Origin of the sequence: Nocardiopsis tropica, assembly GCF_042660575.1 — a bacterium.
GTDB lineage: Bacteria > Actinomycetota > Actinomycetes > Streptosporangiales > Streptosporangiaceae > Nocardiopsis > Nocardiopsis tropica.
In genome coordinates, this window is the sequence record NZ_JBHSUF010000027.1 from 17958 (window position 1) to 44799 (window position 26842).

28 protein-coding genes and 1 pseudogene are annotated in these 26842 nt (G+C 74.0%); 12 read left to right on the plus strand and 17 right to left on the minus strand.

Annotated elements, in window-relative coordinates; all coding sequences use genetic code 11:
* The first annotated feature begins 81 nt into the window (after positions 1–81).
* Positions 82–1500 (plus strand): DUF418 domain-containing protein, encoded by a 1419-nt coding sequence (locus tag ACFQBR_RS30445; protein ID WP_378554922.1) that lies wholly within the window; start codon positions 82–84, stop codon positions 1498–1500.
* Positions 1501–1585: 85 nt separating this feature from the next.
* Here ACFQBR_RS30445 and ACFQBR_RS30450 read toward each other — a convergent pair whose 3' ends face one another.
* Positions 1586–1870 carry a MoaD/ThiS family protein gene (locus tag ACFQBR_RS30450; protein WP_344182945.1) on the minus strand — a complete coding sequence of 95 codons (285 nt, stop codon included), beginning with the start codon at positions 1868–1870 and terminating at the stop codon, positions 1586–1588.
* Between the two features lies 1 nt (position 1871).
* Positions 1872–2975 carry a WD40/YVTN/BNR-like repeat-containing protein gene (locus tag ACFQBR_RS30455; RefSeq protein WP_267946952.1) on the minus strand — a complete coding sequence of 368 codons (1104 nt, stop codon included), beginning with the start codon at positions 2973–2975 and terminating at the stop codon, positions 1872–1874.
* 444 nt (positions 2976–3419) lie between these two features.
* Between ACFQBR_RS30455 and ACFQBR_RS30460 the strand changes: the two genes are divergently transcribed.
* The 3 genes from ACFQBR_RS30460 to ACFQBR_RS30470 all read left to right on the plus strand — a co-directional run bounded on the left by ACFQBR_RS30460 (position 3420) and on the right by ACFQBR_RS30470 (position 5599).
* Positions 3420–4025: a TetR family transcriptional regulator gene (locus tag ACFQBR_RS30460; RefSeq protein WP_267946951.1), complete on the plus strand. Its 606-nt coding sequence runs from the start codon at positions 3420–3422 to the stop codon at positions 4023–4025.
* A gap of 309 nt (positions 4026–4334) precedes the next feature.
* A complete protein-coding gene (locus tag ACFQBR_RS30465; protein WP_267946950.1) occupies positions 4335–4535 on the plus strand; it encodes an acyl-CoA dehydrogenase family protein in 201 nt (66 codons plus the stop codon).
* Positions 4535–5599: an enoyl-CoA hydratase/isomerase family protein gene (locus tag ACFQBR_RS30470; RefSeq protein ID WP_344182947.1), complete on the plus strand. Its 1065-nt coding sequence runs from the start codon at positions 4535–4537 to the stop codon at positions 5597–5599. Before ACFQBR_RS30465 ends, ACFQBR_RS30470 begins: the two co-directional genes overlap by 1 nt.
* Before the next feature lie 72 nt (positions 5600–5671).
* On the opposite strand, the gene ACFQBR_RS30475 is transcribed toward ACFQBR_RS30470, so the two are convergent.
* The 5 genes and pseudogenes from ACFQBR_RS30475 to ACFQBR_RS30495 form a co-directional block, all read right to left on the minus strand.
* Positions 5672–5866 (minus strand): hypothetical protein, encoded by a 195-nt coding sequence (locus tag ACFQBR_RS30475; RefSeq protein ID WP_267946948.1) that lies wholly within the window; start codon positions 5864–5866, stop codon positions 5672–5674.
* 227 nt (positions 5867–6093) lie between these two features.
* A pseudogene (locus tag ACFQBR_RS30480) lies at positions 6094–6267 on the minus strand (BldC family transcriptional regulator); the annotation flags it as partial.
* A gap of 174 nt (positions 6268–6441) precedes the next feature.
* Complete coding sequence (locus ACFQBR_RS30485; protein WP_267946947.1) at positions 6442–6681, minus strand: hypothetical protein; 240 nt, start codon at positions 6679–6681, stop codon at positions 6442–6444.
* Positions 6678–7082, minus strand: coding sequence for a hypothetical protein (locus ACFQBR_RS30490; protein ID WP_344182951.1), 405 nt, complete (start codon positions 7080–7082; stop codon positions 6678–6680). The genes ACFQBR_RS30485 and ACFQBR_RS30490 overlap by 4 nt, the downstream gene beginning before the upstream one ends.
* Positions 7079–7276 carry a hypothetical protein gene (locus tag ACFQBR_RS30495; RefSeq protein WP_330156407.1) on the minus strand — a complete coding sequence of 66 codons (198 nt, stop codon included), beginning with the start codon at positions 7274–7276 and terminating at the stop codon, positions 7079–7081. Before ACFQBR_RS30495 ends, ACFQBR_RS30490 begins: the two co-directional genes overlap by 4 nt.
* A 184-nt stretch (positions 7277–7460) precedes the next feature.
* Here ACFQBR_RS30495 and ACFQBR_RS30500 point away from each other — a divergent pair, with 184 nt between their 5' ends.
* The 3 genes from ACFQBR_RS30500 to ACFQBR_RS30510 all read left to right on the plus strand — a co-directional run bounded on the left by ACFQBR_RS30500 (position 7461) and on the right by ACFQBR_RS30510 (position 9088).
* Positions 7461–8312 (plus strand): helix-turn-helix domain-containing protein, encoded by an 852-nt coding sequence (locus ACFQBR_RS30500; protein ID WP_267946944.1) that lies wholly within the window; start codon positions 7461–7463, stop codon positions 8310–8312.
* Positions 8313–8323: 11 nt separating this feature from the next.
* Positions 8324–8518 (plus strand): DUF397 domain-containing protein, encoded by a 195-nt coding sequence (locus ACFQBR_RS30505; protein WP_267946943.1) that lies wholly within the window; start codon positions 8324–8326, stop codon positions 8516–8518.
* 375 nt (positions 8519–8893) lie between these two features.
* Positions 8894–9088, plus strand: a complete 195-nt coding sequence (locus tag ACFQBR_RS30510) for a DUF397 domain-containing protein (RefSeq protein ID WP_267946942.1) — start codon at positions 8894–8896, stop codon at positions 9086–9088.
* 66 nt (positions 9089–9154) lie between these two features.
* Here ACFQBR_RS30510 and ACFQBR_RS30515 read toward each other — a convergent pair whose 3' ends face one another.
* The gene (locus tag ACFQBR_RS30515; RefSeq protein ID WP_344182954.1) at positions 9155–10666 is read right to left on the minus strand and encodes an MFS transporter; all 1512 of its coding nucleotides are present in this window, start codon (positions 10664–10666) and stop codon (positions 9155–9157) included.
* A 473-nt stretch (positions 10667–11139) separates the two neighbouring features.
* On the minus strand, positions 11140–12393 hold the full coding sequence (locus ACFQBR_RS30520) for a DUF418 domain-containing protein (RefSeq protein WP_344182956.1): 1254 nt from the start codon (positions 12391–12393) through the stop codon (positions 11140–11142).
* 136 nt (positions 12394–12529) lie between these two features.
* Between ACFQBR_RS30520 and ACFQBR_RS30525 the strand changes: the two genes are divergently transcribed.
* The gene (locus ACFQBR_RS30525; protein ID WP_267946939.1) at positions 12530–13282 is read left to right on the plus strand and encodes a TetR/AcrR family transcriptional regulator; all 753 of its coding nucleotides are present in this window, start codon (positions 12530–12532) and stop codon (positions 13280–13282) included.
* A gap of 108 nt (positions 13283–13390) precedes the next feature.
* Here the strand turns inward: ACFQBR_RS30525 and fabG are convergent, their stop codons facing one another.
* Positions 13391–14155 carry a 3-oxoacyl-ACP reductase FabG gene (gene fabG, locus ACFQBR_RS30530; RefSeq protein ID WP_267946938.1) on the minus strand — a complete coding sequence of 255 codons (765 nt, stop codon included), beginning with the start codon at positions 14153–14155 and terminating at the stop codon, positions 13391–13393.
* A 454-nt stretch (positions 14156–14609) separates the two neighbouring features.
* The gene (locus ACFQBR_RS30535; RefSeq protein ID WP_344182959.1) at positions 14610–15788 is read right to left on the minus strand and encodes a beta-1,3-glucanase family protein; all 1179 of its coding nucleotides are present in this window, start codon (positions 15786–15788) and stop codon (positions 14610–14612) included.
* 340 nt (positions 15789–16128) lie between these two features.
* Here ACFQBR_RS30535 and ACFQBR_RS30540 point away from each other — a divergent pair, with 340 nt between their 5' ends.
* Positions 16129–16737 carry a hypothetical protein gene (locus ACFQBR_RS30540; RefSeq protein ID WP_344182961.1) on the plus strand — a complete coding sequence of 203 codons (609 nt, stop codon included), beginning with the start codon at positions 16129–16131 and terminating at the stop codon, positions 16735–16737.
* Positions 16738–16847: 110 nt separating this feature from the next.
* On the opposite strand, the gene prpB is transcribed toward ACFQBR_RS30540, so the two are convergent.
* On the minus strand, positions 16848–17741 hold the full coding sequence (prpB, locus tag ACFQBR_RS30545) for a methylisocitrate lyase (RefSeq protein WP_344182963.1): 894 nt from the start codon (positions 17739–17741) through the stop codon (positions 16848–16850).
* Between the two features lie 368 nt (positions 17742–18109).
* Here prpB and ACFQBR_RS30550 point away from each other — a divergent pair, with 368 nt between their 5' ends.
* Positions 18110–18412: a hypothetical protein gene (locus tag ACFQBR_RS30550; protein ID WP_344182965.1), complete on the plus strand. Its 303-nt coding sequence runs from the start codon at positions 18110–18112 to the stop codon at positions 18410–18412.
* Between the two features lie 273 nt (positions 18413–18685).
* Here the strand turns inward: ACFQBR_RS30550 and ACFQBR_RS30555 are convergent, their stop codons facing one another.
* Positions 18686–20263: a serine/threonine-protein kinase gene (locus ACFQBR_RS30555; RefSeq protein WP_378554923.1), complete on the minus strand. Its 1578-nt coding sequence runs from the start codon at positions 20261–20263 to the stop codon at positions 18686–18688.
* Complete coding sequence (locus ACFQBR_RS30560) at positions 20260–22008, minus strand: serine/threonine-protein kinase (protein ID WP_344182970.1); 1749 nt, start codon at positions 22006–22008, stop codon at positions 20260–20262. Before ACFQBR_RS30560 ends, ACFQBR_RS30555 begins: the two co-directional genes overlap by 4 nt.
* Before the next feature lie 201 nt (positions 22009–22209).
* On the opposite strand from ACFQBR_RS30560, the gene ACFQBR_RS30565 reads away from it, so the two are divergent.
* Complete coding sequence (locus ACFQBR_RS30565; RefSeq protein WP_344182972.1) at positions 22210–23175, plus strand: ABC transporter ATP-binding protein; 966 nt, start codon at positions 22210–22212, stop codon at positions 23173–23175.
* Entirely contained in the window at positions 23172–23957 is a 786-nt protein-coding gene (locus tag ACFQBR_RS30570) for an ABC transporter (RefSeq protein WP_344182974.1), read from the plus strand. The genes ACFQBR_RS30565 and ACFQBR_RS30570 overlap by 4 nt, the downstream gene beginning before the upstream one ends.
* A 4-nt stretch (positions 23958–23961) precedes the next feature.
* Here the strand turns inward: ACFQBR_RS30570 and ACFQBR_RS30575 are convergent, their stop codons facing one another.
* The 3 genes from ACFQBR_RS30575 to ACFQBR_RS30585 form a co-directional block, all read right to left on the minus strand.
* A complete protein-coding gene (locus tag ACFQBR_RS30575; RefSeq protein WP_344182976.1) occupies positions 23962–24579 on the minus strand; it encodes a response regulator transcription factor in 618 nt (205 codons plus the stop codon).
* Complete coding sequence (locus ACFQBR_RS30580; protein ID WP_344182978.1) at positions 24576–25904, minus strand: sensor histidine kinase; 1329 nt, start codon at positions 25902–25904, stop codon at positions 24576–24578. Before ACFQBR_RS30580 ends, ACFQBR_RS30575 begins: the two co-directional genes overlap by 4 nt.
* Before the next feature lie 272 nt (positions 25905–26176).
* Positions 26177–26668 carry a GreA/GreB family elongation factor gene (locus ACFQBR_RS30585; protein ID WP_344182980.1) on the minus strand — a complete coding sequence of 164 codons (492 nt, stop codon included), beginning with the start codon at positions 26666–26668 and terminating at the stop codon, positions 26177–26179.
* Between the last annotated feature and the right edge of the window lie 174 nt (positions 26669–26842).

The window sequence follows — 26842 nt, forward strand, 5'->3', positions numbered from 1 at the left end:
GGACGCCGTTCGGCTGTTCGGTCGATGTGCGCGGGAGGGGCCCGGAGCGAGTCTGGAGGTCCGCACACGAGGGGAGCAGACGTGACCGACGTACAGCCGGGCGCCGCCGCGGGGCCGGGGCCGTATCCGCAGCAGGACCGGGGACCGGGGGAAACCCCGCAGCCGGTGCGTGCCCCCGTGCCCGGGTACGCGGAGGGGGACGCGCCCGCGTCGGCCGCCGCACCGGGCCCGGGGGCCGGGGAGCGGAAGGGGCCGGACGGCCGGGCGGGGGACGCGTCGCCGCCGGGAGCTCCCCGGCGCGTGGCCTTCCTCGACGTCGCCCGCGCGCTCGCGATGATCGGCGTGGTGCTGATGAACGCGCCCTTCGTCGTGTTCTCGGCGGAGATGGCGGGGGAGCGCGACCGGTCGACCCTGACCTCCCTCGTGGACACCGGGCTGAGCCTGCTGCTGAGCGGCAAGGCACGGGCGGTGCTGATGGTCCTGATCGGGGTCGGGGCGGTGCTGGCCTGGCGCTCCGCGGTCCGGCACGGCGGGCGTCCGGCGGCCGTGATGGCGCGCCGCTACGCCGTGCTGGGCCTGCTGTTCGGGGTGCCGCACCTGCTGGTGTTCGACGGCGACATCCTCACCCACTACGCCCTGACGGCGCTCGTCCTCGTCCCCCTGATGCCGCTGCTGACCGGCGGCTCCCGAGGGCGCCCCCTCGTGGCGGCCCTGGCGCTGTTCGCGGCGGCGCCGTTCGCCGAACTCCTCCTCCACTCCCTGCTGCCCTCGCACAGCTGGACGACGCTGGTCGTCCAGGTGCCGCAGACCCTGGGGTTCTTCTGCGTGGGCGCGTGGCTGGCCCGGCGCCCCGAACTCGCGCCGGGAGCCGAGGGCCTTCCGTCGCGCCTGCCGGTGGTCATGCTGTGGACCGGGCTGGCCCTCGAGGTGCTCGGGTACGGCGCCATGCTCGCCGCCGACGTGTTCTTCCCGATGGAGATGGGCGCCGACGGCGTCCCGGTGCTCGGGGACGACGGCATGCCGGTCGTCCGGCCGGGGTCGTCGCTGCTGGTGTCCCTCGCGTCCACGCTGATGGGCGGGGGCGGCGCGCTGTTCTACCTGGGCCTGGTGTGGTGGCTCGTGCGCCGGGGCCGGACGTCGGCCCGCGTGCTGGGCGCCCTCGCCCCGCTCGGCCGGATGACCCTCACGGTGTACCTGGCCAGCACGGCGGTGTTCCTGGCGGCGATGGGGCCGCTGGAGGGTGAGATCCCGCTGCTTGCGCAGTACGGCGTGGCGTTGGCGTTCTTCGTCGCGGCGGCGGCCTTCGCGCGGGTGTGGAGCGGCTGGCTGCGTCTCGGCCCCCTGGAGTGGCTGTGGCGGAGCCTGACGTACCTGCGGCCGATGCCGATGCGCCGCTCCGGTCCCGTGCCCGTGCCGGGGCCGGGGCCGGGGCAGCACGGTGCGGGCGGACCCTCTGGGCCCCCTGTATCAAGCGAACCGCAGGCGGACGCCCACCGGTAGGGGCGACCGCGCACCTGTGGACGGCCGGCCCGGCCCCCGCCCCGCCCCGGGCGGGGCGGGGGCCGGACGGCGTCCGGTGCCGGGGTCAGCCGCCCGCCACGGACGGGAGCACCCGCACGTTCGCGCCGTCGGGGACCGGCGCCGCCAGCCCTCCCGCGCCGCGGCACTCGTCGCCGTCCACGAACACGTTGACGTACCGGCGCAGCTCCCCGCGCTCGTCGCGGATGCGCCGGTCCAGGCCCGGGTGCAGGGTGGTGAGCGCGTCCAGGACCCCGCCCAGCGGGGTGCCGTCCGCGACCTCGACCGGGACGTGGGCGGCGCCGTCGGCGTCGGCCCGGAGCAGCCCCGGCAGGTGCACCGTCACACGCATGTCAGACCTCCGCCGCGCGGACGCACAGGACGTCGGGCAGGTGCGCCGCCACCTGTTCCCAGCTGTCCCCGTCGTCGGTGGAGGCGTAGACGTCGCCGGAGCGGGTGCCGAAGTAGAAGCCCGGCACGTCGGCGCCGTCGGTGCAGGCGCCGTCGCGCAGCACGATTCCGAAGTAGGGGTCCTGCGGCAGCCCCCGGACCGCCGGGCGCCAGCTCCCGCCCCCGTCGTCGGTCCGGTACACCGACAGCCGGTCGCCCGGTGTCAGGTGCACCTCCTGGCTGACCACCGGGAAGTTGAACGCGCTGAGCGGACGGTGCGGGTGGGCGACCACGGCGAACCCGAAGTCGGTGGGCAGCCCCTCCTCCACCGCTGTCCACCCCTCGCCGGCGGGGTCGGCGCTGCGGTACACGCCGTGGTGGTTCTGGGCGTACATCGACCCGTCCGGGGCGACGGCCACCTTGTGCACGCACTGGCCGAACTCGGGCTCCTCCTCGGGCAGGAAGACCGCCGAGATGCCCCGGTTGGCCGGGTTCCAGCTCGCGCCCCCGTCGCGTGTCTGGTAGACACCTCCGGTGGACATGGCCACCGTGATCGCGTCGGGTGAGCGGTCGCCCGCGCCGAGCACGCCGGGCAGGACCGTGTGGATGGCCGCGCCGCCCGCGCCCGGGAACCACTCGGCCCGGTGCGGGTGGTCCCACAGCGCCCGCACCAGCTCGAAGCTCAGGCCGCCGTCGGTGGAACGGAAGAGCGCGTGCGGCTCGACCCCCGCGTACACGGTGCCGGGGTCGTCGCCGAAGGCGAACTGCCAGGCGCGGACGAAGGACGCGTCGGTGTCCTCCGGGAAGGCGATGGGCGCGGACGCGGGCTCGTGCCAGGTGCGGCCGAGGTCGTCGCTGTACCAGACGCTGGGGCCGAAGTGCGAGCTCTCCGCCCCCGCCAGGAGGCGGCCGGTGTGCGGGTCGACGCCGACCGCGTACACCGCGCTCATGCTGGCGTAGTCCGCGGCGTCGATCCGGTGGGGGCCCTCCACCTCCCAGCGCCGACGATCCTCGCTCCGGGCCGTGAAGAGGCCCTTGCGTGTGCCGATGAGCAGCAGATATGCCATGACCAACTCCAGGAACCGATCGATGACTCCACTGTGGCACAAGGGTGTGACAATCCGTGAGGAGACGTGGCCGTGGCGGGTTCCGGACAGGGGAGGGAGTCAATGGTTAGGAACCTGAACGATTTACCGCCGGTGTTTAATGAGTTCCAACCGGAAATGGTTCGCCCCTCGGCGGCATAACCGCCCTGAGAGGGGAACCACTTTCCTGGCGGTGTTCCGTCCCCAGTGGAAGGCGGGTGTCAGACCGAGACTCCTCTGCAATAAAATTCCGGGCCAACCGGTGCACCCGTGCGGATCCGGCCTGTGCCCGCACGGTTGCGTTCCTCGTGAACAACAGGCCAGACGACTTCCCGCTCCCCGGTTCTCACTGTGCGTTTCAGGACTACCGTCCCAATGGTCCCGCGTACCAGGGAGAACCAGGTTCCCACTCGATAGGGTCGCCTCATGCAACACCCCCCGGACACGCTCCACGCCCGCAAACGGCGTAAGGCCCGAGCCATGATCGTGTCAGCCGCCTTCCAACTCTTCGCCGAACACGGATTCGACAACGTCACGGTCGCCTCGATCGCGGAGCGCGCGGAGGTGGGTCGCACCACCTTCTTCCGGTACTTCGGCGACAAGCAGCAGGTGCTGTTCGCCGACGACGACGCCGAGGTCGACCGCATGTGCGCCTACGTGCGGGAGAAGGCCACGCAGCCGATCGGCGACGACCTGCACACCGCGGTGGGCCTGCTCCGGGAGGCCAACGCGGCCACCCGGCCGCACGCCGCGCTGTCCCCCGCCCACTCCGCGGTCCTGGTGCGGCTGCTCGCGGAGAGCACCGAACTGCGCTCCCGCTACCTCCTCACCCAGCACCAGCGGGCCGTCCGGCTGGCCGGGGCCCTGGTGGAGGCGGGCACGCCCGAGAACGTCGCCGTGCTCGCCGCCCACACCGCCATGGCCTGCGAGCTGACCGCCATGCGCCTCTCCGAGACCCCGGAGGCGTTCGGTCCCCGTCTGGACGAGGCCCACCTGCTGCTGCGCGACATCGGAAGGCAGGCGGCCTCCTGAAACGGGGGCTGCCCCTCCGCAGAGCGGGCCCCGGGCCGGCGGTCGCCCGCCGTGCCCGTGCACGGGACGGGTGAGCCGTCCGACGAGCACCACCGTGACGGCCGGGCCCACCGTCCCGACCGGCGCGTAGGGGGCGCGTAGCGCGTCCTCCTGCCCCGGGACGCCGCGAGCGCCGTCACGAGCAGTCCGCCCGCCGCCATGCCCACGGCCCCGGCCCTCCCGGCCGACCGTGCGCATGGCGGCGTCGTTCTTCCCGGTCGCGCCGGGCCCGGTCACCCCGGGCCCCGTGTCCCGGCGCGGCTGTGCGCCGTGGCCGGACGGTTCGCCGCCGGGGCCCGGGCCGAGTCCACGGCCGCGGACCGGGCCCTCCCGCCGCGCGGGGGCCGCGGTTGCCCCACCGGGTACGGCACCGGGAGGATCGTCCTCGACCTGCGGGTGCACCGAACCCTGGAAGGGACCAACGAGACCATGAACCCGATCACCGCCCGCGGCCTGACGGGGGCCGCCTGATGTCCGCCGCCGGAGCCGCCGGGGACACGGTCCTGTCGCGGGTGGAGGGCCGCCTCGGCCGCCTCACGCTCAACCGCCCCCGCGCCATCAACGCCCTCGACCACGCCATGGTGAACACCCTCCGGAGCGCCCTCGCAGCCTGGGAGGACGACGACGCGGTCTCCGCCGTCCTGATCGACGGCGCCGGGGAGCGCGGCCTGTGCGCGGGCGGCGACGTCCGCGCCATCCGCGCCAGCGCCCTCGACGGGGACCTGCGCGCCGCGGCCTTCTGGCGTGACGAGTACCTGCTCAACGCGCACATCGCCCGCTATGCCAAGCCCTACGCCGCGTTCATGGACGGCGTGGTGATGGGCGGCGGCGTGGGGGTGTCCGCGCACGGGTCCGTCCGGATCGTCACCGAGCGCACGGTCCTCGGGATGCCCGAGACCACGATCGGCTTCGTGCCCGACGTGGGCGGCACGTACCTGCTGTCCCGGGCGCCGGGGGAGACCGGCACCCACCTGGCGCTCACCGCCGGGTCGGTCGGCGCGGGCGACGCCCTGTACCTGGGCCTGGCCGACCACTTCGTGCCCTCCGACCGGCTGCCGGACCTGGCCGCCGCGTTCGCGGACGCGGCCTCCGCCGGGGACGTCGCCGAGGCGGTGGGCCGGTTCGCCGAGGCCGCGCCCGACTCCGAACTGCGCGGCCGGAGGCACTGGATCGACTCCTGCTACGCGGCCGACACCGCGGAGGAGGTCGTGGAGCGGCTGCGCGCCCACGGCGACCCGGAGGCGGCGCGGGCCGCCGCGACCGTCCTCGCCAAGTCGCCCACCGCCGTGAAGGTCACTCTGGCGGCGCTGCGCCGCGCCCGGGAGCTGCCGGGGCTGGAGGCGGTCCTGGAACAGGAGTACCGGGTCTCCTGCGCGGCCCTGGCCTCGCCCGACGTGGCGGAGGGCGTCCGCGCGCAGGTGGTCGACAAGGACCGCTCGCCCAAGTGGGTGCCGGACACCCTGGAGGCGGTCTCCGACGAGGACGTCGCCCGCCACTTCGTCCCCGCGCCGGACGGCCCGCTCGGCCTGGCCTAGCCCGGGTCGGGGGCGAACCCGGACCGTTCCGCTCTCCCGGCCGGGAGAGCGGAACGGCCGTGTCCTGCGGGGTCAGAGGCGTCGGCCCTCGCACCGGCAGGACGGCCAGGGCTGGGAGCAGTCCCGGCAGAACTCCTTCGGCGGGTCCGAGGTGTCCGTCCGGCCGAAGGGTTCCAGCAGCGGCCCTCCGAACTGCTGGGACAGGACCGGGTGCGGCCAGGGGCACCAGGACACGGTGACGGCGGTGTCCTGTCCGAGGGGGACCACGCACACGCAGGCGGGCCAGGGCTGTAGACAGTTCGGGCAGATCTTGTCCATGGCGCTTTCCAGGGCTGGTGGATCCGGAGACGTGGAGCGGTTCGTCCGGGCGGGCGTCACCCGTTCCCGTGGAGTGTGCCGATCAGGTCGGCGATGTGCCCGGCCTCGGCCGTCGCGCCGGTTTCGAGGGCGAGGGCGTGGACCTTCTCCAGGGCGCGGACGACCTCGCCGCCGGCCGGTTCGGCGTTGAGCACGTCGGTGATCTGGCCCTTGGGGTAGCGGCGGTGACCGCCCAGGGTGCGGAGGGAGGTGAGGCGGCCGTCCTTCTCCCAGCGTGTGACGGTCTTGGGGTCCACGCGGAACAGGCGGGCGACCTCGCCGGGCGTGAGGAGTTCCTCGGCGGTGTCCATGAGGGGCTGTACGGGGGTCATCGGTCGTTTCTCCAGCTCGAAGCGTATGCGTAGGCGGATGTTGCGGCGAAGTCGAGGGTGGTCGCGGAAGTAGGACGAGCGGGTGCGGACCGGGGCCGCCGGGCTGTCGCCCGGTGGCCCCGTGCCCTGCGTCCGGCTCGGGTTCCCGGGGCGCTACCCGTCCTCGCGGGCCCGGGTGCTGTCCTCGCGGCTGCTGTCGCCGTTGCCCCAGCGGACGCCGTCCATGGTGGCGGGGACCCGGTGCCCGGCGGCCCGGAGGGCGTTCTCCCAGCGCAGTTCCAGGGCGATCAGCTCGCCCTGGCGGTCGTAGGCGGCCTGCTCCTCGGGGGTGAGCGGGGCGTCGTCGGCGCAGATGCGGGCGGGGCCCCGTCGGGGCGGTCGCTGTCGGTTCACGGGGCGCCTCCCGTGTCGGTGACGTCGAGGACCCGGTACGCGGAGTGTGTGGAAGACGCGGAAGGCGTTGAGGGCGCGGAGGACGCGGAGCGGGCGCGGGGCCGGTCGGGCGGCCGGGAGTGCTTCTGAAGGCTCGCCTCCAGCTGGGCCGGGGTGGGTTCGACCTCGGTGCTCCAGTGGACGTCGTCGCGGTGGGCGGTGGCGATCCACATGCGGCCGGTCCAGATGATGCGGTGGGTGCGGCCCCAGGTTTCCTGGAGGCGGGCGAGGACCGTGCTCGGGGGTTCCCAGGTGCGGGCCTGGTGGTCCATGTGGTCGCCCTCGTGGCCCGCCTCGATGACGCAGCAGCGCGGGATGCCGTTCCGGTCGAGGGAGGTCTCGGCGCAGTGCGGGGGCATCATGCCGCCCTCACCTCCAGCCGGTGGAGGCCGTCCAGGACCGCGTTCAGGATGTCGTGCGGCGTCGGGGCGCAGGGCACGAAGCGGGCGGGGGCGTAGGCCCGGACCCGGGCCGCCCGCCGTGGTCGTCGGCGGCGCATGGCCTCCGAGGCGATGTAGCGGGCGGCCACCAGGGCCGAGGGGTTCAGGTAGCGCACAGGGCGCCTCCTTCATCGGGGTGCCGCTGGATGAGGGCGGCTCGGATGAATGCTCTCCTATGATGAACTTAGGAATCTAAAGTTTGCAAGTGCATGACAGGAATCCGATTCCAAGATTCCGAAAGATGCCTGATTGAGAAGTTCTGCCATACGATCGGCACGACCACCCCAGGGGAGAGGCCCGATGACCAGGAGAATCAGCCCCACCGTGCGCCGTCGGCGCCTGTCCGCAGTGCTGCGCCACCTTCGGCATGAGCAGGGCAAGACCCTGGAGGTCGTCACCGACGATCTGGAATGGTCGCGCGGTCGCCTTGCGCACATGGAGGGCAACAAATGGATCCGCCCCGACCTGGGCAACATCCGCCAGCTGCTCGACTACTACGAGGTGGCCGAGAACGCCGAGCGCGAAGCGATCCTGAACCTGGCCAGACAGTCGAGAGAACGCGGCTGGTGGACCAAGTTCAAGGACGTGTTCGGCACGGACAGTCTGGTCGGCTTCGAGTCCGAGGCGTCCGTGGTCTCCACTTGGCAGCCCGTGGTGGTGCCTGGCCTACTCCAAACAGAGGAGTACGCCGCAGCCAGTGCTCGCGCGTCTCTTGCCAGACCGGCCGCCGAGGTAGATCGAATCGTCGAAGCCCGCATGGCTCGGCAGGAGGTCTTGACCGGCGACCAGCCACCGACCGTCTGGGCCGTGGTCGATGAATCGGTACTTCGCCGTCTGCCAGAGGGGAAGGTCGCCAGCAGCCAGCTTCATCGGCTCATCGACCTCTCGGAAGACCCGGACAACCACGTCACAATCCAGGTGCTTCCGTTCACCGCTGGACTTCATCCTGGTATCAGCGGTCCGTTCGTCCTGCTCGACTTCCAGGACGACCTCGACGGACCACTGGTGTTCCTCGAGTCCCGCACCGATGGCCTGTTCTTGGAGGAGCACGAAGAGGTCGATGAGTACCGGGTGGTCTTCGGCCACCTCCAGGTGACCGCTCTGTCCCAGGCAGACTCTCTCCGCATGATGAAGAAGATGATCACCGACTAGGAAGTCACACCATGCATTCATCCACCGAACTGACCTTCCGCAAGTCCAGCTACAGCAGCACCGCCCGTGACTGTGTCGAGGTCGCCGACCTGGAGGCTGGCGCAGCCGTCCGTGACACCCAGAACCGCCACCTGGGCCATCTCACGATCGCCGACACACATGCGTGGCAGGCCCTGCTCGCCGTCGCCCGCCGCGACCAGGCGTAGACGCGACGCAAGAAGGCCCCGACCGTCGCGGTCGGGGCCTTCTACGCATTCATCCACGGACCACCCTACCCCGGTGGACTCATGCCCGGAAAGTACGCCTTGCTGTCCCCGCCACTCGTTCCCGATCGGACAGGTGACCGGTTCCGACCAGTTCTGAAGTCTGGACGATCAACGGCCTCGGTAGAAGCCGGGGCCGTCCTACGTCCCGGTGGCGGGCGAGGAACCTGGTTTTGCTCCAGGGGTTGTGGAAGGACGTGCCCCAGTCGCTTGGTGACAGGAAGGGCACCATCAGGTGCCTGGTTTCCGACGTTCTCCCGCCGTACTCTGCCGAGTAGAGGCCACCGAGCAGCCTCGATTGACTGGAGGACACCGATGATGGCCGCCAGCACTCCCCACCTGATGTTCCGCAAGTCCAGCTACTCCGGCGCGCGCACCGAGAACTGCGTGGAATTCGCTGACGTAGGGGAGGGGACCGCCGTAGTCCGCGACTCCCAGAACCCTGCGGACGGGCACTTCCTCCTGTCCGGCCGTGAGTGGGGAGCGCTCCTCGGCGCCGTCCGCCACGGGTAGGCCCGAGACGCCGACCAGGCCCCGCGCAACACTCGCGTCGCCGAGTGTCTTTCGCCGTCTCCGGGCCTACCCGGGAACCACGTCGCCCTCCCTCCCGGCGGCGTCCCGCTCCCCTCCAGGAGCCTTCCGACGCCGGGCCAGCAGCACGGCCACACCGGCTGTGGCGGCCAGCGACAGAGCCGCGACACCCCAGGAGGCGATGTCCCAGGCCGCCGTGAGGTGTTCGGCCAGCGCCCCGGACCCGGGGCCCGTCAGGTCACCGGCGGTCGCACGTGCGGCGACCTCGACCGATCCGGTGCGGGCGGCGACGACGCTGGTCAGCACGGCCCCGAAGACGGCGATGACCAGGGCCTCGGCGCCGCCGCGCAGAGTGTTGAGGAAGCCCGCCGCCATACCCGCCTTGGCGGAGGGGACCAGAGTCATCGCCTGGCCGTCGGTGATGCCGAACGACAGGCCCATGCCGGTGCCTATCAGGGCCAAGGGCAGGGCCAGCGCCAGTGGGCCGACCTGCGGATGGAGGACGGTGAGCAGGCCGTTCCCCCCGGCGACGAACAGCAGAGCGAGGATGATCAGCCCCCGGGGCGAAACGCCCCTGGTGATGAGCCACCCGCCCAGGAGCGGGGTCACCAGGACCGGTGCCGTGAGCATGAGCATCATCAGGCCGGCGGTCTGGGCGCCCACCCCCTGGACCCCTTGGAGGTAGGTCGGCAGGAAGACCAGCACGCCGAGGAACCCGACCGACGTGGTCAGCGTGGCCAGGCACCACGCCATGAACGGGCCGTTGCGCACCAGGGCCAGGTCGAGCACCGGTTGTGCCACCCGGCGTTCGATGAGGAGGAAGAGCACGAGCAGCACCGCCCCGGCGCCCAGGGCGCCGAGCGCCTCCGGGCTCGTCCAGCCCGCCTCCGGCGCCTCGATGACCGCGAACATCACCAGGGCCAGACCGGCGATGAAGGTCGTCGCCCCGGCCCAGTCGACGCGCGGCCGGTCGGAGGCGCGCGACTCGGTGATGAACAGCGAGCCGACCAGGATGAGCAGGCCGACCGCGGCGTAGACGAGGAACGCCGCCCGCCAGCCCACGGCCCCAACCAGCAGCCCCGACAGGGTCGGGCCGACGGCGATGCCGACCCCGGCCATGGTGCCCATGGCCGCGAAGGCACGGGTTCGCGCGGCCCCCTCGAAGAAGGTCGCCAGCAGCGCTCCGCCGCTGGCCATGATCGCGGCACCGCCGACACCGGCGGCCAGGCGGGCGGCGTCGAGGACGAGGACGTCACCGACCAGGGCGCCGACCGCGTTGCCCGCCGCGAAGACGATCGCCCCGGCGGCGAACAGCAGCCGCCTTCCGAACAGGTCGGCGAGGGAGCCGCAGACGAGGGTGAACGCGGCGAAGGTGAGGTTGTACCCGGCCACCACCCAGTGGAGCGGAGCGCCGGAGGCCCCCAGGTCCGAGCCGATGCTCGGGACGGCCACCGCCGTTCCGGAGATCGACATGGCCACGACCAGCACACCCGTCATGACGACGGCCAACAGCACTCCGGGTCGGGTCGCCCCCTGGGGCGGATCACTTGTCGTACGCACGTCTTTCTCCTCTGTGTCGGTGGACGTGGTCGACATTCTTGAACTTCAACTTAAGTTGAGGTCAAGGGGCGCCGGTCGGGACCCGGACCGGGGTGGGGAGCAGGTTTTCTGCGGCACCGGGGTGCGTGGTGACGGGGCCCGCCGTGACCGCCCCGTCCGGGGATCAGCCACTCCCGGACAGGGCGGTTGCACAGCTCAGAGCAGGGGCCCGCCCCCGCCCCCTCCCCCCGATGATCTTGTACTTATAGCGAGGTTGGGCGTCGAGAACGTCTATAAGTACAAGATCATCGGGGGTGGGGCCTCTAGATCATCGGGGGAGGGGGCTCTTGGGTCGCACCGGCCGCCGTTTCCGCCGGTGCGACCGACACGCCATCGGACGGGTCGGGGCCGGTCGGGGTCGCCTCCTCCTCACGGGTCCCCAGCCCTCACTGCGTCGGGTCGGCAGGCAGGCTAGGGGAATGCGGCGGAAGGGCTCAGGCGGTCTTCCGCGAGCGGCCGTAGGTGAGCCTCCGGAGCAGGACCTCGGCCGGGCCGCGCAGGGAGCGGCGCCGCATCAGGTCGGCGCCGACGACGCTGACGAGCCAGACCACCACCGCGCACCCGACGGCGAAGAGGGTCGGCTCCTCGAACCGGGCGCCGAGCGCCAACGTGTACGGCGACGCCAGGACCACCCACACGACCGACTGGAACAGGTAGCCGCTCAGCGAGCGCTGGCCGAGCGCGGCCAGCGCGCCGACGACGGCGCTGTTCCCACGGGGCCTCCCCGCCCTCGACAGCGCCAGGGAGAGCAGCCCGAACAGCGAGACGTAGCCGATGCCGCCGAACACCCCGGACACCTGGTGCAGCAGCTGGACCCACGTCGCGGCGAACGCGTCGGCGTGCAGCACACCCGCGTTGGCCAGGCCCATAGGCAGCCCGCCCGCGACACCGACGGCGAAACCGCCGACGACGCCCGTCCACAATGTCCGGCGGTGGTCCCCGGGAGCCTCCAGCACGCGGTTCCGGGCCGCCCACGCGCCGAACCAGACCGGCAGCAGGTACCCGGCCACGATGAGCCCGGTGTGCACCGGCCACTCGTTCAGCCGTGCGAGGACGGAGGCCGCGTAGGTCGCGGCGTCCAGGGAGGACGCCTCCTCCGGGACCGGTACCGGCGCCGGTTCCCCGGAACCGTTGGCGACGGCCCAGGCGACCAGGCCGCCGAGGCCCACGACGTACACCAGCAGCACGCCCCCGATCCACCGGAGGGCGCGGTACACGCGGTCGCTGCGGCGCAGTAGCACGAGTGTGAACAGCAGGCCCAGCACGCCGTACGCCCCGAGGATCTCGCCGGAGAAGAGCAGTGTCCCGTGCACCAGCCCGAAGGCGACCAGCCAGCCGTTGCGGCGCAGCAGAATCGCGCGCGTCGCCCGGGGGGAGCCGGTGGCGGCGTCCTGCCGCCGCGCGACCTGGACCAGTCCGTAGCCGAACATGATCGCGAACATCGGGATCGCGCGTGCGTCGACGAGCGTGGACATGGCGATCTCGAAGGCACGTTCGGCGACCCCCGTCGCCTGACCGGCGCCGTGCGCGGAGACGAAGAAGAGGCCGGTCGCGTGGGCCAGCGCGATGAGCAGGAGCATGGCGCCGCGCGCGAGGTCGGGGGCGAGCGCGCGTTCGGAGTCCTTCGTCGGCCCCCGACTCGGGGGTGGGGCGGGGGAGGGGGCCGGCGTGGCGCGGATGTCGGTCATCGGGGGTCTCCAGGGGGCTTTAACTGAGTACTAGATACACTGTACGTCGTACAGAGTACATCGTCCTATCCTCTGGACAAGACCGGTAGGTCTGCCGTCCTGCGAGCGGCGGACCGGGGGAGAGAACGGAGACGCCATGGCGGAGGGACCGGCACTGCCCCCTGTGGTGGCGCGGATGTGGGGACGCGACCCGGTGTCCCGCCACGGGCCGCGCCCGAGCCTGAGCCTGGAGGGCATCACGGCCGCGGCGATCGGGATCGCCGACGCCGAGGGGCTGGCCGGGGTGCGGATGAGCAGCGTCGCCCGCAGCATGGGCGTGGCGACGATGTCGCTGTACCGCTACGTGGGCAGCAAGGAGGAGCTGCTGGTCGCCATGGCCGACGCGGCGGCGCCCGACCCCCCGGAACCGGAGGGGACGGGCTGGCGGGACCACCTCACGGTCTGGACCCGCGCCCACCGGGACTTCCTGCTCGACCGGCCGTGGCTGCTGCACATCACGCGCTTCGCCCCGCCCATGGGACCGAGGTCCCTGCTCTGGCTCGACCGGGGACTGGCCGCGCTGGACGGCACGGGGCTGGGCGCGGGGGAGAGGATGAACGTCGTCAGCACCCTCACGGGCTACGCCGTCAGCCACGCGGGCCTGGCGCTGGGCGCGGGCGGGCCGGAGCCGCCTGGGGAGGAAGAGGCCGCCGGACTGGCGGAGTACGGCGCGATCCTCACCGAGGTCCTCGATCCCGAGACCTACCCCGCGCTGGCGGCGGCCGTCGGGGAGGACGCCTTCGGCGACGGTGACGAGTGGATCGACGACGGCGACTTCGGCTTCGGACTCGGCCTGCTCCTCGACGGCGTGGAGGCGCTCATCGCCGCTCGCCGCACGGCGCGTTCCTAGGCGGTTCGCACGCTCCGGAACCGCGTCCAGGGGCAGGGGCCGATCAGGGGCGTGACCGCGGCCGGGCGCGAGGCCCGGCCGCGGTCCCCCGGTTCGGGGCGTGTGGCGTCAGTCCGAGCCGAGGGCCCGGCCGAAGGCCTGGCCGTCCTCGGGCAGCACCTGGCCCCCGTCCACCACGAGGGACTGGCCGGTGATGAAGGAGGCCCCGGCGCTCGCCAGGAACACGCAGGCCGCGGCGATGTCCTCGACCTCGCCGACGCGTCCGACCGGGATGGCCGCGCGCATGCGCTCGAGGTAGTCCGGGCCCATGTCGTCCAGGCCCTCGGTGCGCACGTTGCCGGGGAGCACGGCGTTGACGGTGATGCCGCGGGGCGCCAGCTCCAGGGCGGCGCTGCGCATGAACCCCAGCTGGGCGGCCTTGGTGGCCCCGTAGTGGGACCAGCCCGCGTACCCGGTCAGCGGCCCCGTGATGGAGGACGTGATCACCACCCGCCCCCGGCCGGAAGCCGTCAGGGCCTCCACCGCGGCCTGCACCATCAGCACGGTGCCCTTGACGTTGGTGTCGAGGACCCGGTCGAGCTCGTCCTCGCCCATCGACACCAGCGGCGAGGAGGGGAAGATCCCGGCGTTGGCGCAGAGCACGTCCAGGCCGCCGCTTGCCTCCACGACCTCCTCCACCACGCGGGCGCAGTCGGCGGCCCTGGCCACGTCCCCGACCGCCCACCGCGCTCCCGGGACGCCTTCGGCGGCCTCACGGGTCCTGGCCTCGTCGCGGCCCATGATCACCACCCGGTCCCCGGCCTCCGCGAACCCCTTGGCGATGCCGAGCCCGATGCCCTTGGTACCGCCGGTCACCAGAACTGTTCTGCTCACAGCCGTCTCCCGCCATCCCGTTGGTCACTCACTACCCTCCCGGTGCTCTCGGACGGTGCCGTCCCGCCCACCCCGCCCCGTACTTCCCGGGCGTGACACCGGGCCCGTCCACGATCCCCCCTCCGGCCGGCGCGGTGGCGGTCGGCCCCCGGGTTCCGTGCCCACAGGATCCGGTTTCCGGAACCGGGTGGGGAAGGAGCGGGCGCGGGGCCGTGTCCGGAGCAAGGGGACGCCCCCGTGCCCGGCGGCACGGGGGCGTCCCCGGTCCCGGCCCACCGCGCCGCCGCGACCCGGCCCCGCGCCCCACACGCGGAACGGGCCCCGGCGACGGCCGGTGGGCCGGGCGTCGGAAGGGCTCGCCCCCGGGCCGGGCACGGGGCCGCCGCGGGCGGCTTCCCGGATCCGATCCCGGCCCGGGAGCCGCCCGCGTGCGCGGGCGGTGCGAGCCGCGGCGTCAGAACGCCGTGAGGGTGATCTCGAACGCGGAGGGCCCGTGGTCCTGGATGTAGGACGCGAAGTCCTCCACGTCGTCGAAGGCGAACCCGTAGGCCTTGCCGTCCACGGTGTTCGCGTGGAAGACGGCGGCGTAGTGGTTGGCGATCTCCGACTGGTAGAAGCCGGCCGGGTCGTCGGTCGGCTGCTGCGCGGCGGTCAGCAGGGTCGCCCTGTTGAACGCCGCGCCCAGGATGGCGGCGACGGGCCCGGTGATCCCGTCGTTGGGGGCGGCCAGGTTGCCGTCGCAGAAGAGGACGTCCCTGGTCGAGGGCCGGGAGATCGGCGCGACGCCCCCGTCGAAGACCAGCTGCTCGCCCTGCACGCGGCCGGTGAAGGTCCCGGCGTTCGTGGTGACCGTCAGGTCGGTGGACGCGTAGTGCGACCAGACCTGGTCGATGTAGGGGTCGAAGTAGTCCGAGGGGAACAGCCCCTGGTCGAGGGCGTGCCCGGGGGCGATCACCCGCAGGTCGTCGTAGACCAGCGACGAGAAGACCGGGTCCGCCGAGAGCGTCTCGAACACGGCCGCCCGCCCGCCCGGCTTGAACGTGCCGGTGGTCTGGTCGGCGTCGCCGGTCAGTCGGATGCCGATGGGCACGCTGAACTGGTCGACCATGCTGGTGTTGCAGAACATCCCGGCGTCGTTGTGGGTGAACTCGACCGAGTCGTGCAGCACGTCGAAGCCGTGGTCGCTCTCCACCCAGCCGGCGGGGAGCTGGAGCGCGGGCGTTCCGTCTCCCCCGATGACGATGCGGATGCCGAGCTTGCCGCCGAGCGCGAGGTAGATGCGCCCCGACATGTAGGGGAGCGTCATGCCGGCGAGGGCGTCGAGCGGGATCGAGTAGTCGGTGTACCCGTTGTCGGTGTTGTCGCCCTCGCTGACGGGGTGGGGCGTCCCGGATGCGTCGACCCACACGTGCTGGTTCGTGGTCAGGTCGGTGCCCACGACGTAGACGAGCACCTCTCCGTCGGCGAACCGGCCGGTGTTGTTGACGATGCTGACCGGGAGCGCTCCCGGGTTGGCCAGGGCGGAGGAGTCCGACCTGAGCGACGCCTGGGTCGGGCCCGGCGCGCAGCCGCCGAGGAGGGGGACCCCCACGGCCAGGGTGGCGCCCCCGAGGAAAAGCCTGCGGTCGATCATGAGGTCTCCTTGGTAGCGGGTCAGAGACTGGAAACTAAGTGATCATTTAGTCACGCTTGAGTCAACAGGGGTAACAGCGCGTGCTTCTGGTGCGGGGGAGTTTTCCGAGGCGGGAGGCCGTGTATGTGATGCAGGTCACTCTTCATGGTGGGGGTGGAGCGCCCGGAACCCCGGCGACGGCGCGCTGCGGGGCCCGGCCGACCGCCCCAGGGGAGGGACCGTACCCTCGGGGGAACCATCGGTCGCGCCGGGGAGTCGTATCACCGGCAACGCCCGTGGATCGTCCGTGATCCCGACGACAAGGAACCTCCCCGTGTATCCCCCTGCTCCCAGACCTCCCATGCCGACCGCCCTCAAGGCGGTCAGGGTCATCCTGATCATCCGGGCGGTCATCGCCGTCCTCCTCTACGGGGCGGCCTTCCTCGGCCTCCTCGTCCTCATGACGCTGCCCGCCGCCGAGGTCGAGGCCGAGGCGGGCATGCCCATGGCGGCCCTCGTGGCGGTCCTGGTCATCGGCCTCCTCATCACCGCCTTCGAGGTCTACGTCATCGTGGAGATGGGCAAGGGCGGCCCCCGGGCCCGCAACCTCCTGCGCGTCGTGATCGGCCTCGCGCTGGCCAACGCGGTCCTCAGCATCCTGACCGGCTCCAACCCCGCACTCGGGCTGGGCCTGGCGATCTCCGTGCTGTGCCTGATCGAGAGCCCGTCCTCGAAGGAGTGGTTCCGGGCCACCGACCCGAACGCCCCCGCCGGCCACCCGCCGGTCCAGGGCGGCTACCCGCAGCCGGGCCATCCCGGCCAGGGCGGATATCCGCAGTCCGGTCACCCCGGGCAGATCGGCCAGGGCTACCCGCAGCCCGGCCACCCCGGCCAGGGCGGATACCCCGGCCACCTCGGGCAGCCCGGATATCCGGGGCAGCCGAACCAGCCCGGCCCGGGCGGCCACTAGCCGTTCCGGCGTCCCGGGGAGCCCGCCGTCCGCGCGACGGACTCCCCGGGCGGGACCGCCCGGCAGGGCCCCGCCGATCGCCGTGCCGACCACCGTCCCACCGCGACCGTTCAGACCGTGAAGTCGAAGACGCCGCCGTCGAAGGCGTTGTAGGCGGGGTAGTCGAGCAGTTCGTAGAGGCGCTTGCGGGTCTGCATCCGGTCGACCAGGCCCTCCTGGGTGCCCTCGTCGCGCAGGGTCCGCAGCCCGTCCTCGACCGCGCCCATGGCCAGGCGGAGCGTGGTGACCGGGTAGACCACCATGTTCATCCCGAGGGACTCCAGCTGTCCGGCGGTCAGCAGCTCGCTCTTGCCGAACTCGGTCATGTTGGCGAGCAGCGGCACGTCCACCGCCGCGCGGAACGCCTCGAAGTCGGCGGGTCCGCGCATCGCCTCAGGGAAGACCATGTCGGCGCCCGCGTCCACGTAGGCCCGCGCGCGCTCGATCGCGGCGTCCAGGCCCTCGACCGCGGCGGCGTCGGTGCGCGCGCAGATCACGAACCCGTCGTCGCGCCGGGCACTGACCGCCGCCCGGATCCGCCGGACCATCTCGTCGGCGCCGACGACCGCCTTGCCGTCCAGGTGGCCGCAGCGCTTGGGGTTCACCTGGTCCTCCAGGTGGCACCCGGCGAGCCCCGCGTCCTCCAGGGCCTGGACGGTGCGGGCGGCGTTCATGGGTTCCCCGAAGCCCGTGTCCGCGTCGATGAGCGTGGGCAGGTCGGTCACCCGGGCGATCTGGCCGCCCCGCGTCGCGACCTCGGACAGCGTGGTCAGGCCGATGTCGGGCAGGGCCAGGTCGGCGGCCACGACCGCGCCCGACACGTACGCGCCGTCGAAGCCGAGTTCCTGGACGAGCACCGCGGTGAGCGGGTTGACCGCGCCGGGCACGCGCATCAGGCGTCCCGAGGACAGGGCCTCGCGCAGGGCGCGGCGCTTCTCGTGCGGGGCGGTACGGGCGTGCAGCATCAGGGGATTCCCTTCGATCCGTGGAGGGCGCCGGGCACGGTCGCCCGGTCCTCCCCGAAGGACAGCAGACGGCCCTTCCCGGAGGTGGGCCCGGGGTGGCGCCTCGGGGGCGGCCACGGTGAGCGGCTTCGTTCCCCGGTTGCCGCCTCTCCGTGAGACGGCCACGCTAGCCTGGGGAGAACCTGGCCCCCGGTACACGGGGACGGGCCGCAGAGGTGCGTGCGAGTCCCCGCGGGGCGACCCGCCGCGAACCGGCGGCGGATTGCTGCCCCGGTGTCCTGCTCGCGTCCAGGATCGGGGATGGGATGGGTTCGGAGACCGCTCGTGGAACTGTCGGCCACGACGAACCGCTGTTCCCGACCCCTTCCATGACTGAACAGGCGCTCAGGGACGCGCTTTCCGGGATCGATCCGGCGGAGGCCGTCCGCTTCGACGCCGAGTTCCACCGGGCGTCGCACGAAGCGGTGCTGACCGGCAGCGCCGTTCCCGTGCACACCTGTCTTTTCCGATGGGCGGTGTTCGTCGAACTCCGGAGCTGTCGCCGGCGTGCCGACCGCCTCCGCGAGCTGGAGGGGATTGTGGGCGGGGCCTCCGATGCCGACGCGGCCCGGGACGCGGCGAAGGAGGTCGCGCGGATGATCGGCGAGGCCGCCCAGCGGGTCGGCCGGTGACGGGCCGGGGCCGGGAGCGCCTTCCCGACGCCGGACACCTCGTGGCGGGCACGGATCCGCACGACCGGATCCTTAGCCACGACCCCTGGGCCGGAGGGTACGTAGCGCAAGCGGTGGGCGTTGGGGTGGCCTCGCAAGGTGAAACCGAGCAGGAGGCGTCGGCAGCGCTCACAGAGGCGTTGGAACTGTACTTCGAGGACGACGGGCCAACCGGGTGACCGCTGAGGAGCTGCGCGTCCTTCCAGTCGGCGAGGACACCGGTGCCGTCACGCCCTACCCGGTGGCGGTCCCCCCGTCGCACGAGGAAAGGTCGGAGGACAGGGTCCGCTCGGACGCGTCGTAGCAGAGCCCGGTCGGCGGGAGCCCGGACACGTTCGGGACGTAGCCCGGGCTCGCGAGGACGAGCAGGCCTTCGTCGGGCGCCCCGTCGAAGGTGACCGCGAACGCGCTGCCCGCCCCGATCTCCCCGTCGGCCTCCACCCCGGACGGCGCCAGGGGCTCCTCCCCGGCCGTGACGGCGAGCATCGACGGGACGTCGTCGCCGAGCTCGACCTCCATGAGGTCGACGGTGAACGCGAACCGGACGCCGTCGGGGGTCGCGTCGACCGAGTCCACGGACATGCTGAACGCGCTCTCGAACGAGTCGGGCGAGGCCGCGAAGGACGGCCGGTCTCCGGGGGCGGCCTCGGCGGGGTTCACCACCAGGTCGGCGCCGGTCCGGGACTCGGTCCACCACTCGACGTTGTGACCGCCCGTCCGGACGTCCGACCGCGTCCAGCCGGCGTGCGCCTCCGCGTCGGCCCCGGCCGCGTCCGGCGCGGGCCCGTCCGCAGTTCCGCCCGGCCCGGCTCCGGGAGCGAGGACGCGGGCCGCCACCGCCCCCGCCGCCACGGCCAGTACGAGGAGCAGGGCGGCGCCCGCGGCGAGGAGCGCGCGGGGGCGCCGGGGCCGGGGCGCGGCGGGGAGGTCCGCCCGGATCTCGCGCCAGGAGCGGTCCAGGGCCCTGTCGACGGCCGCCGCCACCTCGTCCGAGAGCAGGTCGGAGGAGGTCCCCGTCAGGGACGACACCAGTTGGGCCGCGGTGGGCCTGCGCCCCGGCTCCTTGTCCAGGGCGGCTGCCACGAGCGGGAGCAGCCGAGCCGGGACCGCGGACAGGTCGGGCTCCTCCCTGAGCACCCGGTACACGAGCGCGTCCGCCGGCCCCGTCCCGAACGGCGGACGCCCGGACGCGGCGTGGGCGACCAGCGCGCCCCACGCGAACACGTCGGCGGCGGGGGAGGGCGGCGCTCCGCGCAGCAGCTCGGGCGCGATCCACCCGGGCGTGCCGAAGAGCCCCCCGGTCCTGGTCAGCACGGTCTCGTCCAGAGCACGCGAGATGCCGAAGTCCAGCACCTTCGGCCCCTCGGGGGAGAGCATGACGTTGCCGGGCTTGAGGTCGCGGTGGACGATCCCGGCGGCGTGGACGGCGCGCAGCGCCTCGGCGGTCCCGACCGCCAACCCGTCGAGCGGGGGTCCGGTGAGCGGCCCGTGGCTCCGCACGTGGTCGGACAGGGTCCGGCCGGGCACGAACTCCGTGGCCAGCCACGGGTTCCCGCCGTCGACGCCGGCCGCGACGAAGGCGGGCACGGCGCGGCTGCGCACGCGTCGGAGCAGGCGGACCTCGCGTGTGAAGCGGTCCCTCAGGGCGGGGTCCTCCGCCAGGTCGGCCCGGATGACCTTGACGGCGACGTAACCGCCCCGCCCGGCCGTGCCCGCGTAGACGGTGCCCATGCCCCCGCTGCCGATCCGGCCCACGACGCGGAAGGCGCCCACGGTGGCCGGGTCGCCGGGACGGACGGGTGCGAAGCTCACAGGCCCTCCTCACCCGCCACCGAGTCGAGGGTGGGGCAGGGGTCGCCGTCGAACGACCCGTCCATGGTGCTCGTCGAGATCTGGGTCCAGGCGGTCCCGCACATGTAGGCGCCCTGGCTCCGCACCGCCGCGTACTCCCCGCTCGGGGCCTCCCCGGGGTCGGGGCGGTAGGCGACCAGGACGGAGCTGGGCGCGCCGGGCACGTCGAACGAGAACTCGGCGGTGGGGTCGGACGGCGTCAGCTCCGCGAGCGTCCGGCCCTCCACGCGGTAGCCCTCCCTGCCGTCGTCGGGGTCCTCGGGCACGGACTCCAGGCCGGGGCCGACCTCGTAGAGGGTGATGTCGTCGGAGCGGAGCGTGTAGCCGCCGCTCTCGGGCAGGTAGGTGATGTCCCCGCTGACGGTGAGGCCGTCCGACTCCTCCATGGCGGCGGTGTCGAGGTAGGTGACGTAGATGTTCATGGTCGCGATGGCGTGGTCCTCGCGGGCGAACCCCTCGGGCGGCTCGTACGTCCACCCGGCGAACCCGTCGGCGGCCCCCATGCCCCCGGAGGGGTCCGCGAGGACCATCATCACGTTGTCGCCGGGGACGGTCACCGCCAGCTCCCCGGAGGGGGAGGCCGGGGCGCCGTCGCCTCCGTCGTCGCCCTCCGCGGCCTGGTCCGCTCGGCCGAAGCGGTCCCCCGCGTACCAGGAGCCCCCGACGACCAGCACGAGCGTGGCGAGCGCGGCGCCGACCGCCGTCCACGGGCGGCCCCCGCGACCGGGACGTCCGGGCGGACGGCCCGCTCTCCGGGCGGGGGGCGCGGAGGGGCGGGTCGGAGGAGGGGGCGGCACGGCCGGGGCCGGCGGCGCCTCCCATCCGTCCGCGATCACCACGGTGACCAGGGCGGTCGTCTCCTCGTGGCCGGCGCCGGCGTCGAGGCGCGGCCCGAGGAGGCCCGCCAGGAGCGCGGGGACGGTGAGGCGCCGGCCGGGGTCGCGGGCGAGCGCGCCCCGCACCAGGCCGAGCAGGTTCTCCGGCACGCCGTCGAGGTCGGGTTCGCCCTCCAGGACGCGCAGGGCGGCGGACTCGGCGGAGCCCGCACCGAACGGGGCCCGGCCGGTGGCGGCGAAGGCCACCAGGCCGCCCCACGCGAACACGTCGGCGGCCGGGCCGGGCGGCGCTCCGCGCAGCAGTTCCGGGGCGACCCACCCCGGAGTGCCGAACAGGCCGCCGGTGCGCGTGATCGCGGTCTCGTGCAGGGCGCGGGCGATGCCGAAGTCCAGCACCTTGGGCCCGTCCCCGGAGAGGACGACGTTGCCGGGCTTGAGGTCGCGGTGGACGACCCCGGCGGCGTGGACGGCCCGCAGCGCCTCCGCGACACCGGTGGCGAAGGCGTGCAGCGGGGCGCCGGACAGCGGCCCGTGTTCGTCCACGTGCCGCCGCAGGGTCGGGCCCGGAACGTACTCGGTGGCGAGCCACGGCTGCGCGGCCCGGGTGTCGCTCGCCACGAACCGCGGCACGCAGGGGCTGACCACCCGTCGGACCAGTGAGGCCTCCCGGTGGAACCGGGCCCGGAAGTCGCGGTCGGCGGCCAGGTCGGCGTGGACCAGTTTGACGGCGATCAGCCGGCCGGAGGGGTCGGCGGCGGCGTAGACCGCGCCCATGCCCCCGCTGCCCAGGCGGCCGACGGTGCGGTAGCCCCCGACCGTCCGGGGGTCGCCCGGGAGGAGGGGAGGGAACGGCGGGTGGTGGGGCGACACGGGGCTCCGATGGGACCGGCGAAGGGGTGGGCGGGGGTCAGAATGCTACCCCCGGCCCAGGGGGAGCCGGGCCCGGGGGAGCGCAGCCCCGCCCGGGGCGCCGCGGCACCCCTGACACCTGTCACGGTCACCTCCTGACGGACGGCCTACGCCCTCCCCTCCGATCCGGGACAGCCTGGAGGCAGACACCGGAGGAGAGCGATGATCAGCGTTCGCGGACTGACCAAGAGGTACGGGGAGAACCTGGCGGTGGACGGCCTGACCTTCACCGTGGCCCCCGGCCGGGTGACGGGCTTCCTCGGCCCCAACGGGGCCGGAAAGAGCACGACCCTGCGGATGCTCCTGGGCCTGGACACCCCCACCTCGGGGGACGCCCGGATCGGGGGGACCGCGTACCGGCGTCTCGCCGCGCCCGCGCGGGAGGTCGGGGCCCTGCTCGACCCCGCCGCCGTCGACCCCGGGGGCACGGGGGCGAACCACCTGCTCTGGCTGGCCCGCGCGGGCGGCATCGGCCGCGCGCGGGTGGACGACGTGCTCGGCCTCGTCGGCCTGGAGGAGGTCGGCGGACGCCGGATCCGCCACTACTCGCTCGGGATGCGCCAGCGGCTCGGCATCGCCGCCGCGCTGCTCGGGGACCCGGGCGTGCTCCTGCTGGACGAGCCCCTCAACGGACTGGACCCCGAGGGCATCGTCTGGACGCGCCGCCTGCTGAAGGGGTTCGCCGAGGAGGGGCGCACCGTCCTCCTGTCCAGCCACCTGATGAACGAGATGGAGGCCACCGCCGACCACGTGCTGGTCATCGGCGGCGGCAGGCTCGTCGCGGACGTCGGCCTCGCCGAGCTGGTCGCCACCGGTGCGGGAACACGGGTCGAGGCCGTCTCGCCGCGCGCGGACGAACTGGCCGCCCTGCTGCGCCGCGAGGGCGCGACGGTGGACGGCGGACGGGGCGGCCGGATCGCCGTGACCGGGGCCGACGCCGCCCGGGTGGGCGACCTGGCCGCCCGGCACGGGATCCCCGTGCACGAGCTGGTGCCGGTCCGGGCCCGGCTGGAGGACGCGTTCATGGCCCTCACCCGGGGCCGGGGCCGACACGAGGGCCGGACCGGGGAGCCCGGCGCCGCAGACGCGAACACCCGGAAGCCGCAAGGAAGGGGAATGGTCCGATGACCGCCGTGGACCACCGTCGACCCACCGCCCGGGACACCGTGGCGGCGGAGTGGACCAAGTTGGCGGGCCTGCCCCGCAACCGCCGGACGGCGGCGGGAGCCGTCGCGCTCGCGCTCCTGGTCGCCGCTCTGTTCTGCCTGACCTTCGGCGCCACGACCGGCGTCCCGCTGGCCGAGCAGCCCGTCTTCGACGTGCTGACCGCGGGACTGCTCGGCGTCGACGCCGCCGCCCTGGTGCTGGCGGTGCTCGCCGCCTCGGCCACGGGGGGCGAGTACGCGACGGGGATGATCCGGACGACGTTCACGGCCACGCCCTCCCGGGGGCGCGTGCTCGCCGCCAGGGCCCTGGTCGCGGCAACCGCCTCCTGGGCGGTGTCGCTCGTGGCGGCGGTCGGCGCGGCCCTGGTCAGCCTGCTGGTCCTGTGGCTCTCCGGGCTCCCGGCCTGGGACGCGACCGACCCGGCGGTGTGGCGGGTCGTGCTCGGCGCCTCGCTGATGGGCCCGTTCTACGCGTCGGCCGCGGTGGCCCTCGCCGACCTCGCCCGGTCCACCGCGGGCGGCGTGGCGGGGGTGGCGGCCCTGCTGGTCGCGCCCACCGTCGCGGGCTGGCTGCCGGGAGGGCCGGCGGTCGTGCCGTTCCTGCCGGGGGAGGCCGTCCACGTGCTCGCGGGGATCGCGGGACCGGGCCACACGAGCCCGTGGTCCGCGCTTCTGGTCCTGGCGGTGTGGACTGTCGCGCTCCTCCTGCTCGCCCACGGCGCGAACCGGCGCAGGGACACCTGAGGGCTCAGAGCCAGCCGTTGCGCTCGGCGACCCGGGCCGCCTCCGCGCGCGTCCGGGTCCCCGTCTTGCCGATGGCCGACGACAGGTGGTTGCGCAGCGTCCCCCGGCTCATCCCGAGGGAGCGGGCGAGCGCCGCCACGTCGTCGCCCCCGCCCGCCACGGCCGCCAGGACCTCGCGCTCGCGGGGGGTCAGCGGGCTGGTGCCGTGCGCGAGCGACTCCACCGCCAGGGCGGGGTCCACCACGCGCAGCCCCCGGTGGACCCGGCGGACCGCGTCCACCAGGTCCTCGGGGGAGGCGTCCTTGACCACGAACCCGGTCGCCCCCGCCGCCAGGGCCCGGGACAGGTAGCCGGGGCGGCCGAACGTCGTGCACATGAGCACGCGGCAGCCGGGCAGGGCCGCCACCAGCTCGGCGCAGACGCCGATCCCGTCCCCGTCGGGCATCTGCACGTCCAGCACGGCCACGTCGGGCCGGACGCGGCGCGCCTCGGCGAGCGCCGTCGCGCCGGACCCGGCCCGCGCCACGACCTCGATGTCGGCCTCCAGGTCCAGCACGGTGGCGAGGGCCCCGCGCACGAGGGCCTGGTCGTCCGCGACCAGCACCCTGATCGTCCCGCTCATCCCCGCTCCCCGCCGCCGTCGGCGCCGCGCGCCGTGTCCGGTTCCGTGTCGTCCCCCGGTGGGCCGCCGGTCGCGCCCGCGTCCCCGGACCGCGCACCGGTCGCGTCGTCCGACCGGGGGACCTCCTCCCCGGCGCCGTCCGGGCCCGCCGGGAACTCGGCCCGGACGAGGAGCCCGCCCCCGGGCCGCGGCTCCACGGTCAGGGCGCCGCCCGCCCCGGTGACGCGGTCCTCCAGTCCGAGCAGGCCGCCGCCCGGCACGACCCCGCCTGGCCGGGCTCGGCCGTCGTCGCCGACCTCGATCCAGCCCGGCCCCAGGGCGACGCGCACCCGGGACGCACCGGAGTGGCGGACCACGTTGGTGACCGCCTCCCGCAGCACGAACCCCAGGACCTCGTCGACCTCGTCGGTGCCGCCCGAGGCGCCGGTCCCTTCGCGGCGGAGGACTGACGTCTCCGCGGTCCCGGCGGGACCGGGACCCGCGGGGTTCGCGCCCGGCGACAGTTCGAGGGCGACGTCGGCCGCGCGCAGCACCGACTCGGCGCGCAGGAGCTCGGCCGACAGGGTGACCCGGCGCGACCCGGAGACGGCGGCGCGCACCTCGGCCAGCGACCGCCGGCCCAGGTCCTCCAGGTCCCGCAGCTCCGCCGCCGCCCGGTCGGCGTCACCCGTGGATTCGAGGATCCGGCGGCCCACGCCGGCCTTGAGCACGATGGTCGTGAGGCTGTGGCCGAGCAGGTCGTGCAGGTCGCGGGCGAAGCGTTCGCGCTCCCGGAGGACGGCGAGCTGCGCGGCCTGGTCGCGGGCGCGGCGGAGCTCGGCGTTGGCCTCCACCAGCCGCACGGCCAGGGCCGTGGCGACGGTGACGGTGGTGATGATGACGAGGTTGCCGAACTGCTCGCCCACCCGGCCGGTGGCCAGCGCCACGGCGGTCACACCGACCACGGTGAGGACGGTGGCCCACAGCGTGGGGCGCAGGGGCAGGATCGCGGCGGTGACGGCGAGCCCGAAGACGAGGACCCACGAGTGCGGCAGCCCGAGGACCGCGAACAGCGCGCAGCCCAGCAGGAGCAGGGCGGCGCAGGCCAGGTGGCGTGCGCCGCTCCCCAGGCGCGGGGCCAGGGGGACGGCCGCGGCGCACCCGGCGACGTAGGCCGCCGCGAGGACGGCGGCGAGCGTGCGCAGGGCGGGGGAGCCGGCGCCGTCGAGGGCGCGGAGCCACTCGGGCAGGATCACCGCGTTGAACAGCAGTGTCAGGCCGACCGACAGCACCAGGGTCCGGCCGGGGCCGGGCTCCTCCGACACCGTTTCCGCAGCCTCGCCCATGCGTCGCATCCTATGGGGCGGAGTCCCCCGGCGGGCGCGTGGCCGTACAGGGGGTTCGCACGTCACGGGAGGGTTCGCGCGTCCTCGGCCGCGTGCCGGGAGGCCGGCGCGGCTGCGGGGGAGCGGCCGTGGGAGGGGAACGGGGGCGGCCCCGCCTCCGGAGAGGAGGGGCCGCCCCCGTGTCGGCCCGTCCGCCCTCCCAGTCGGGCGGACGGGCCTGGGGCGGTCGCCCGCTTTCCCGGGGGCGGCCGCCCGGTCGATGGGGCCCGGCGTCAGCCCGCCACGAAGGCCCGGTACGGTTCCGCGCCCAGCAGGGTGACCCCGATGACCGCGCCGCGCGGAGAGGTGAACGTGCGCCGCTCGCCCCGGCGGGCGCCCAGCAGGGACGCCCCCAGCGGCGACTCCGGCGAGTACACCGTCATCCGGTCCGCGACGGACGCGTCCCGCAGGCCCAGCAGGAACTCCTCGGCCTCGTCCTCGCCGTCGTAGCGGATGGTGAGCACCTTGCCCGGCGACGCGATCCCGTCGTCGGGGGCGGCCTCGTCCACCACGGCCTCGCTGAGCAGGCGCTCGATGGTGTGGACGCGGGCCTGCCGCACCGCCGGGTCGTGAATGTAGCGGGGCGCGGGGACTGTGCTCCCCGCGCCCCCGTCCGCCCCGGAGGTGTCCGGGTCGTCGTCGGGGAGGCCGCGCAGCACTCGCAGCTCCTCCTGGAGGCGTTCGTAGCCCTCCCTGGTCATCCATCGGTCGGTGGTCCTGGTCATGGAACGTTCCTTGTCTTCACGGGCCCACGCCACGGATCGGTCCGTGGGTGGAGAAACACAGCGAGGGCCGGCGAGGGGGGTGCTGCCGCTCATTACCGAGTGTGTCCACGGCGGAGGGGGACGGGGTTATCCTGGGCCGACATTCCCGTGACCTGGTTTTGTCGAGATCCGACA

Coding starts and splice junctions, on each gene's coding strand:
- ACFQBR_RS30460 (WP_267946951.1), top strand. CDS start 3,420: ATGCAACACCCCCCGGACACGCTCCACGCCCGCAAACGGCGTAAGGCC.
- ACFQBR_RS30565 (WP_344182972.1), top strand. CDS start 22,210: ATGATCAGCGTTCGCGGACTGACCAAGAGGTACGGGGAGAACCTGGCG.
- ACFQBR_RS30520 (WP_344182956.1), bottom strand. CDS start 12,393: ATGACCGACATCCGCGCCACGCCGGCCCCCTCCCCCGCCCCACCCCCG.
- ACFQBR_RS30500 (WP_267946944.1), top strand. CDS start 7,461: ATGACCAGGAGAATCAGCCCCACCGTGCGCCGTCGGCGCCTGTCCGCA.
- ACFQBR_RS30540 (WP_344182961.1), top strand. CDS start 16,129: ATGCCGACCGCCCTCAAGGCGGTCAGGGTCATCCTGATCATCCGGGCG.
- ACFQBR_RS30585 (WP_344182980.1), bottom strand. CDS start 26,668: ATGACCAGGACCACCGACCGATGGATGACCAGGGAGGGCTACGAACGC.
- ACFQBR_RS30470 (WP_344182947.1), top strand. CDS start 4,535: ATGTCCGCCGCCGGAGCCGCCGGGGACACGGTCCTGTCGCGGGTGGAG.
- ACFQBR_RS30450 (WP_344182945.1), bottom strand. CDS start 1,870: ATGCGTGTGACGGTGCACCTGCCGGGGCTGCTCCGGGCCGACGCCGAC.
- ACFQBR_RS30505 (WP_267946943.1), top strand. CDS start 8,324: ATGCATTCATCCACCGAACTGACCTTCCGCAAGTCCAGCTACAGCAGC.
- ACFQBR_RS30455 (WP_267946952.1), bottom strand. CDS start 2,975: ATGGCATATCTGCTGCTCATCGGCACACGCAAGGGCCTCTTCACGGCC.
- ACFQBR_RS30575 (WP_344182976.1), bottom strand. CDS start 24,579: ATGAGCGGGACGATCAGGGTGCTGGTCGCGGACGACCAGGCCCTCGTG.
- ACFQBR_RS30535 (WP_344182959.1), bottom strand. CDS start 15,788: ATGATCGACCGCAGGCTTTTCCTCGGGGGCGCCACCCTGGCCGTGGGG.
- ACFQBR_RS30510 (WP_267946942.1), top strand. CDS start 8,894: ATGGCCGCCAGCACTCCCCACCTGATGTTCCGCAAGTCCAGCTACTCC.
- ACFQBR_RS30570 (WP_344182974.1), top strand. CDS start 23,172: ATGACCGCCGTGGACCACCGTCGACCCACCGCCCGGGACACCGTGGCG.
- ACFQBR_RS30550 (WP_344182965.1), top strand. CDS start 18,110: ATGACTGAACAGGCGCTCAGGGACGCGCTTTCCGGGATCGATCCGGCG.
- prpB (WP_344182963.1), bottom strand. CDS start 17,741: ATGCTGCACGCCCGTACCGCCCCGCACGAGAAGCGCCGCGCCCTGCGC.
- ACFQBR_RS30525 (WP_267946939.1), top strand. CDS start 12,530: ATGGCGGAGGGACCGGCACTGCCCCCTGTGGTGGCGCGGATGTGGGGA.
- ACFQBR_RS30580 (WP_344182978.1), bottom strand. CDS start 25,904: ATGGGCGAGGCTGCGGAAACGGTGTCGGAGGAGCCCGGCCCCGGCCGG.
- ACFQBR_RS30490 (WP_344182951.1), bottom strand. CDS start 7,082: ATGATGCCCCCGCACTGCGCCGAGACCTCCCTCGACCGGAACGGCATC.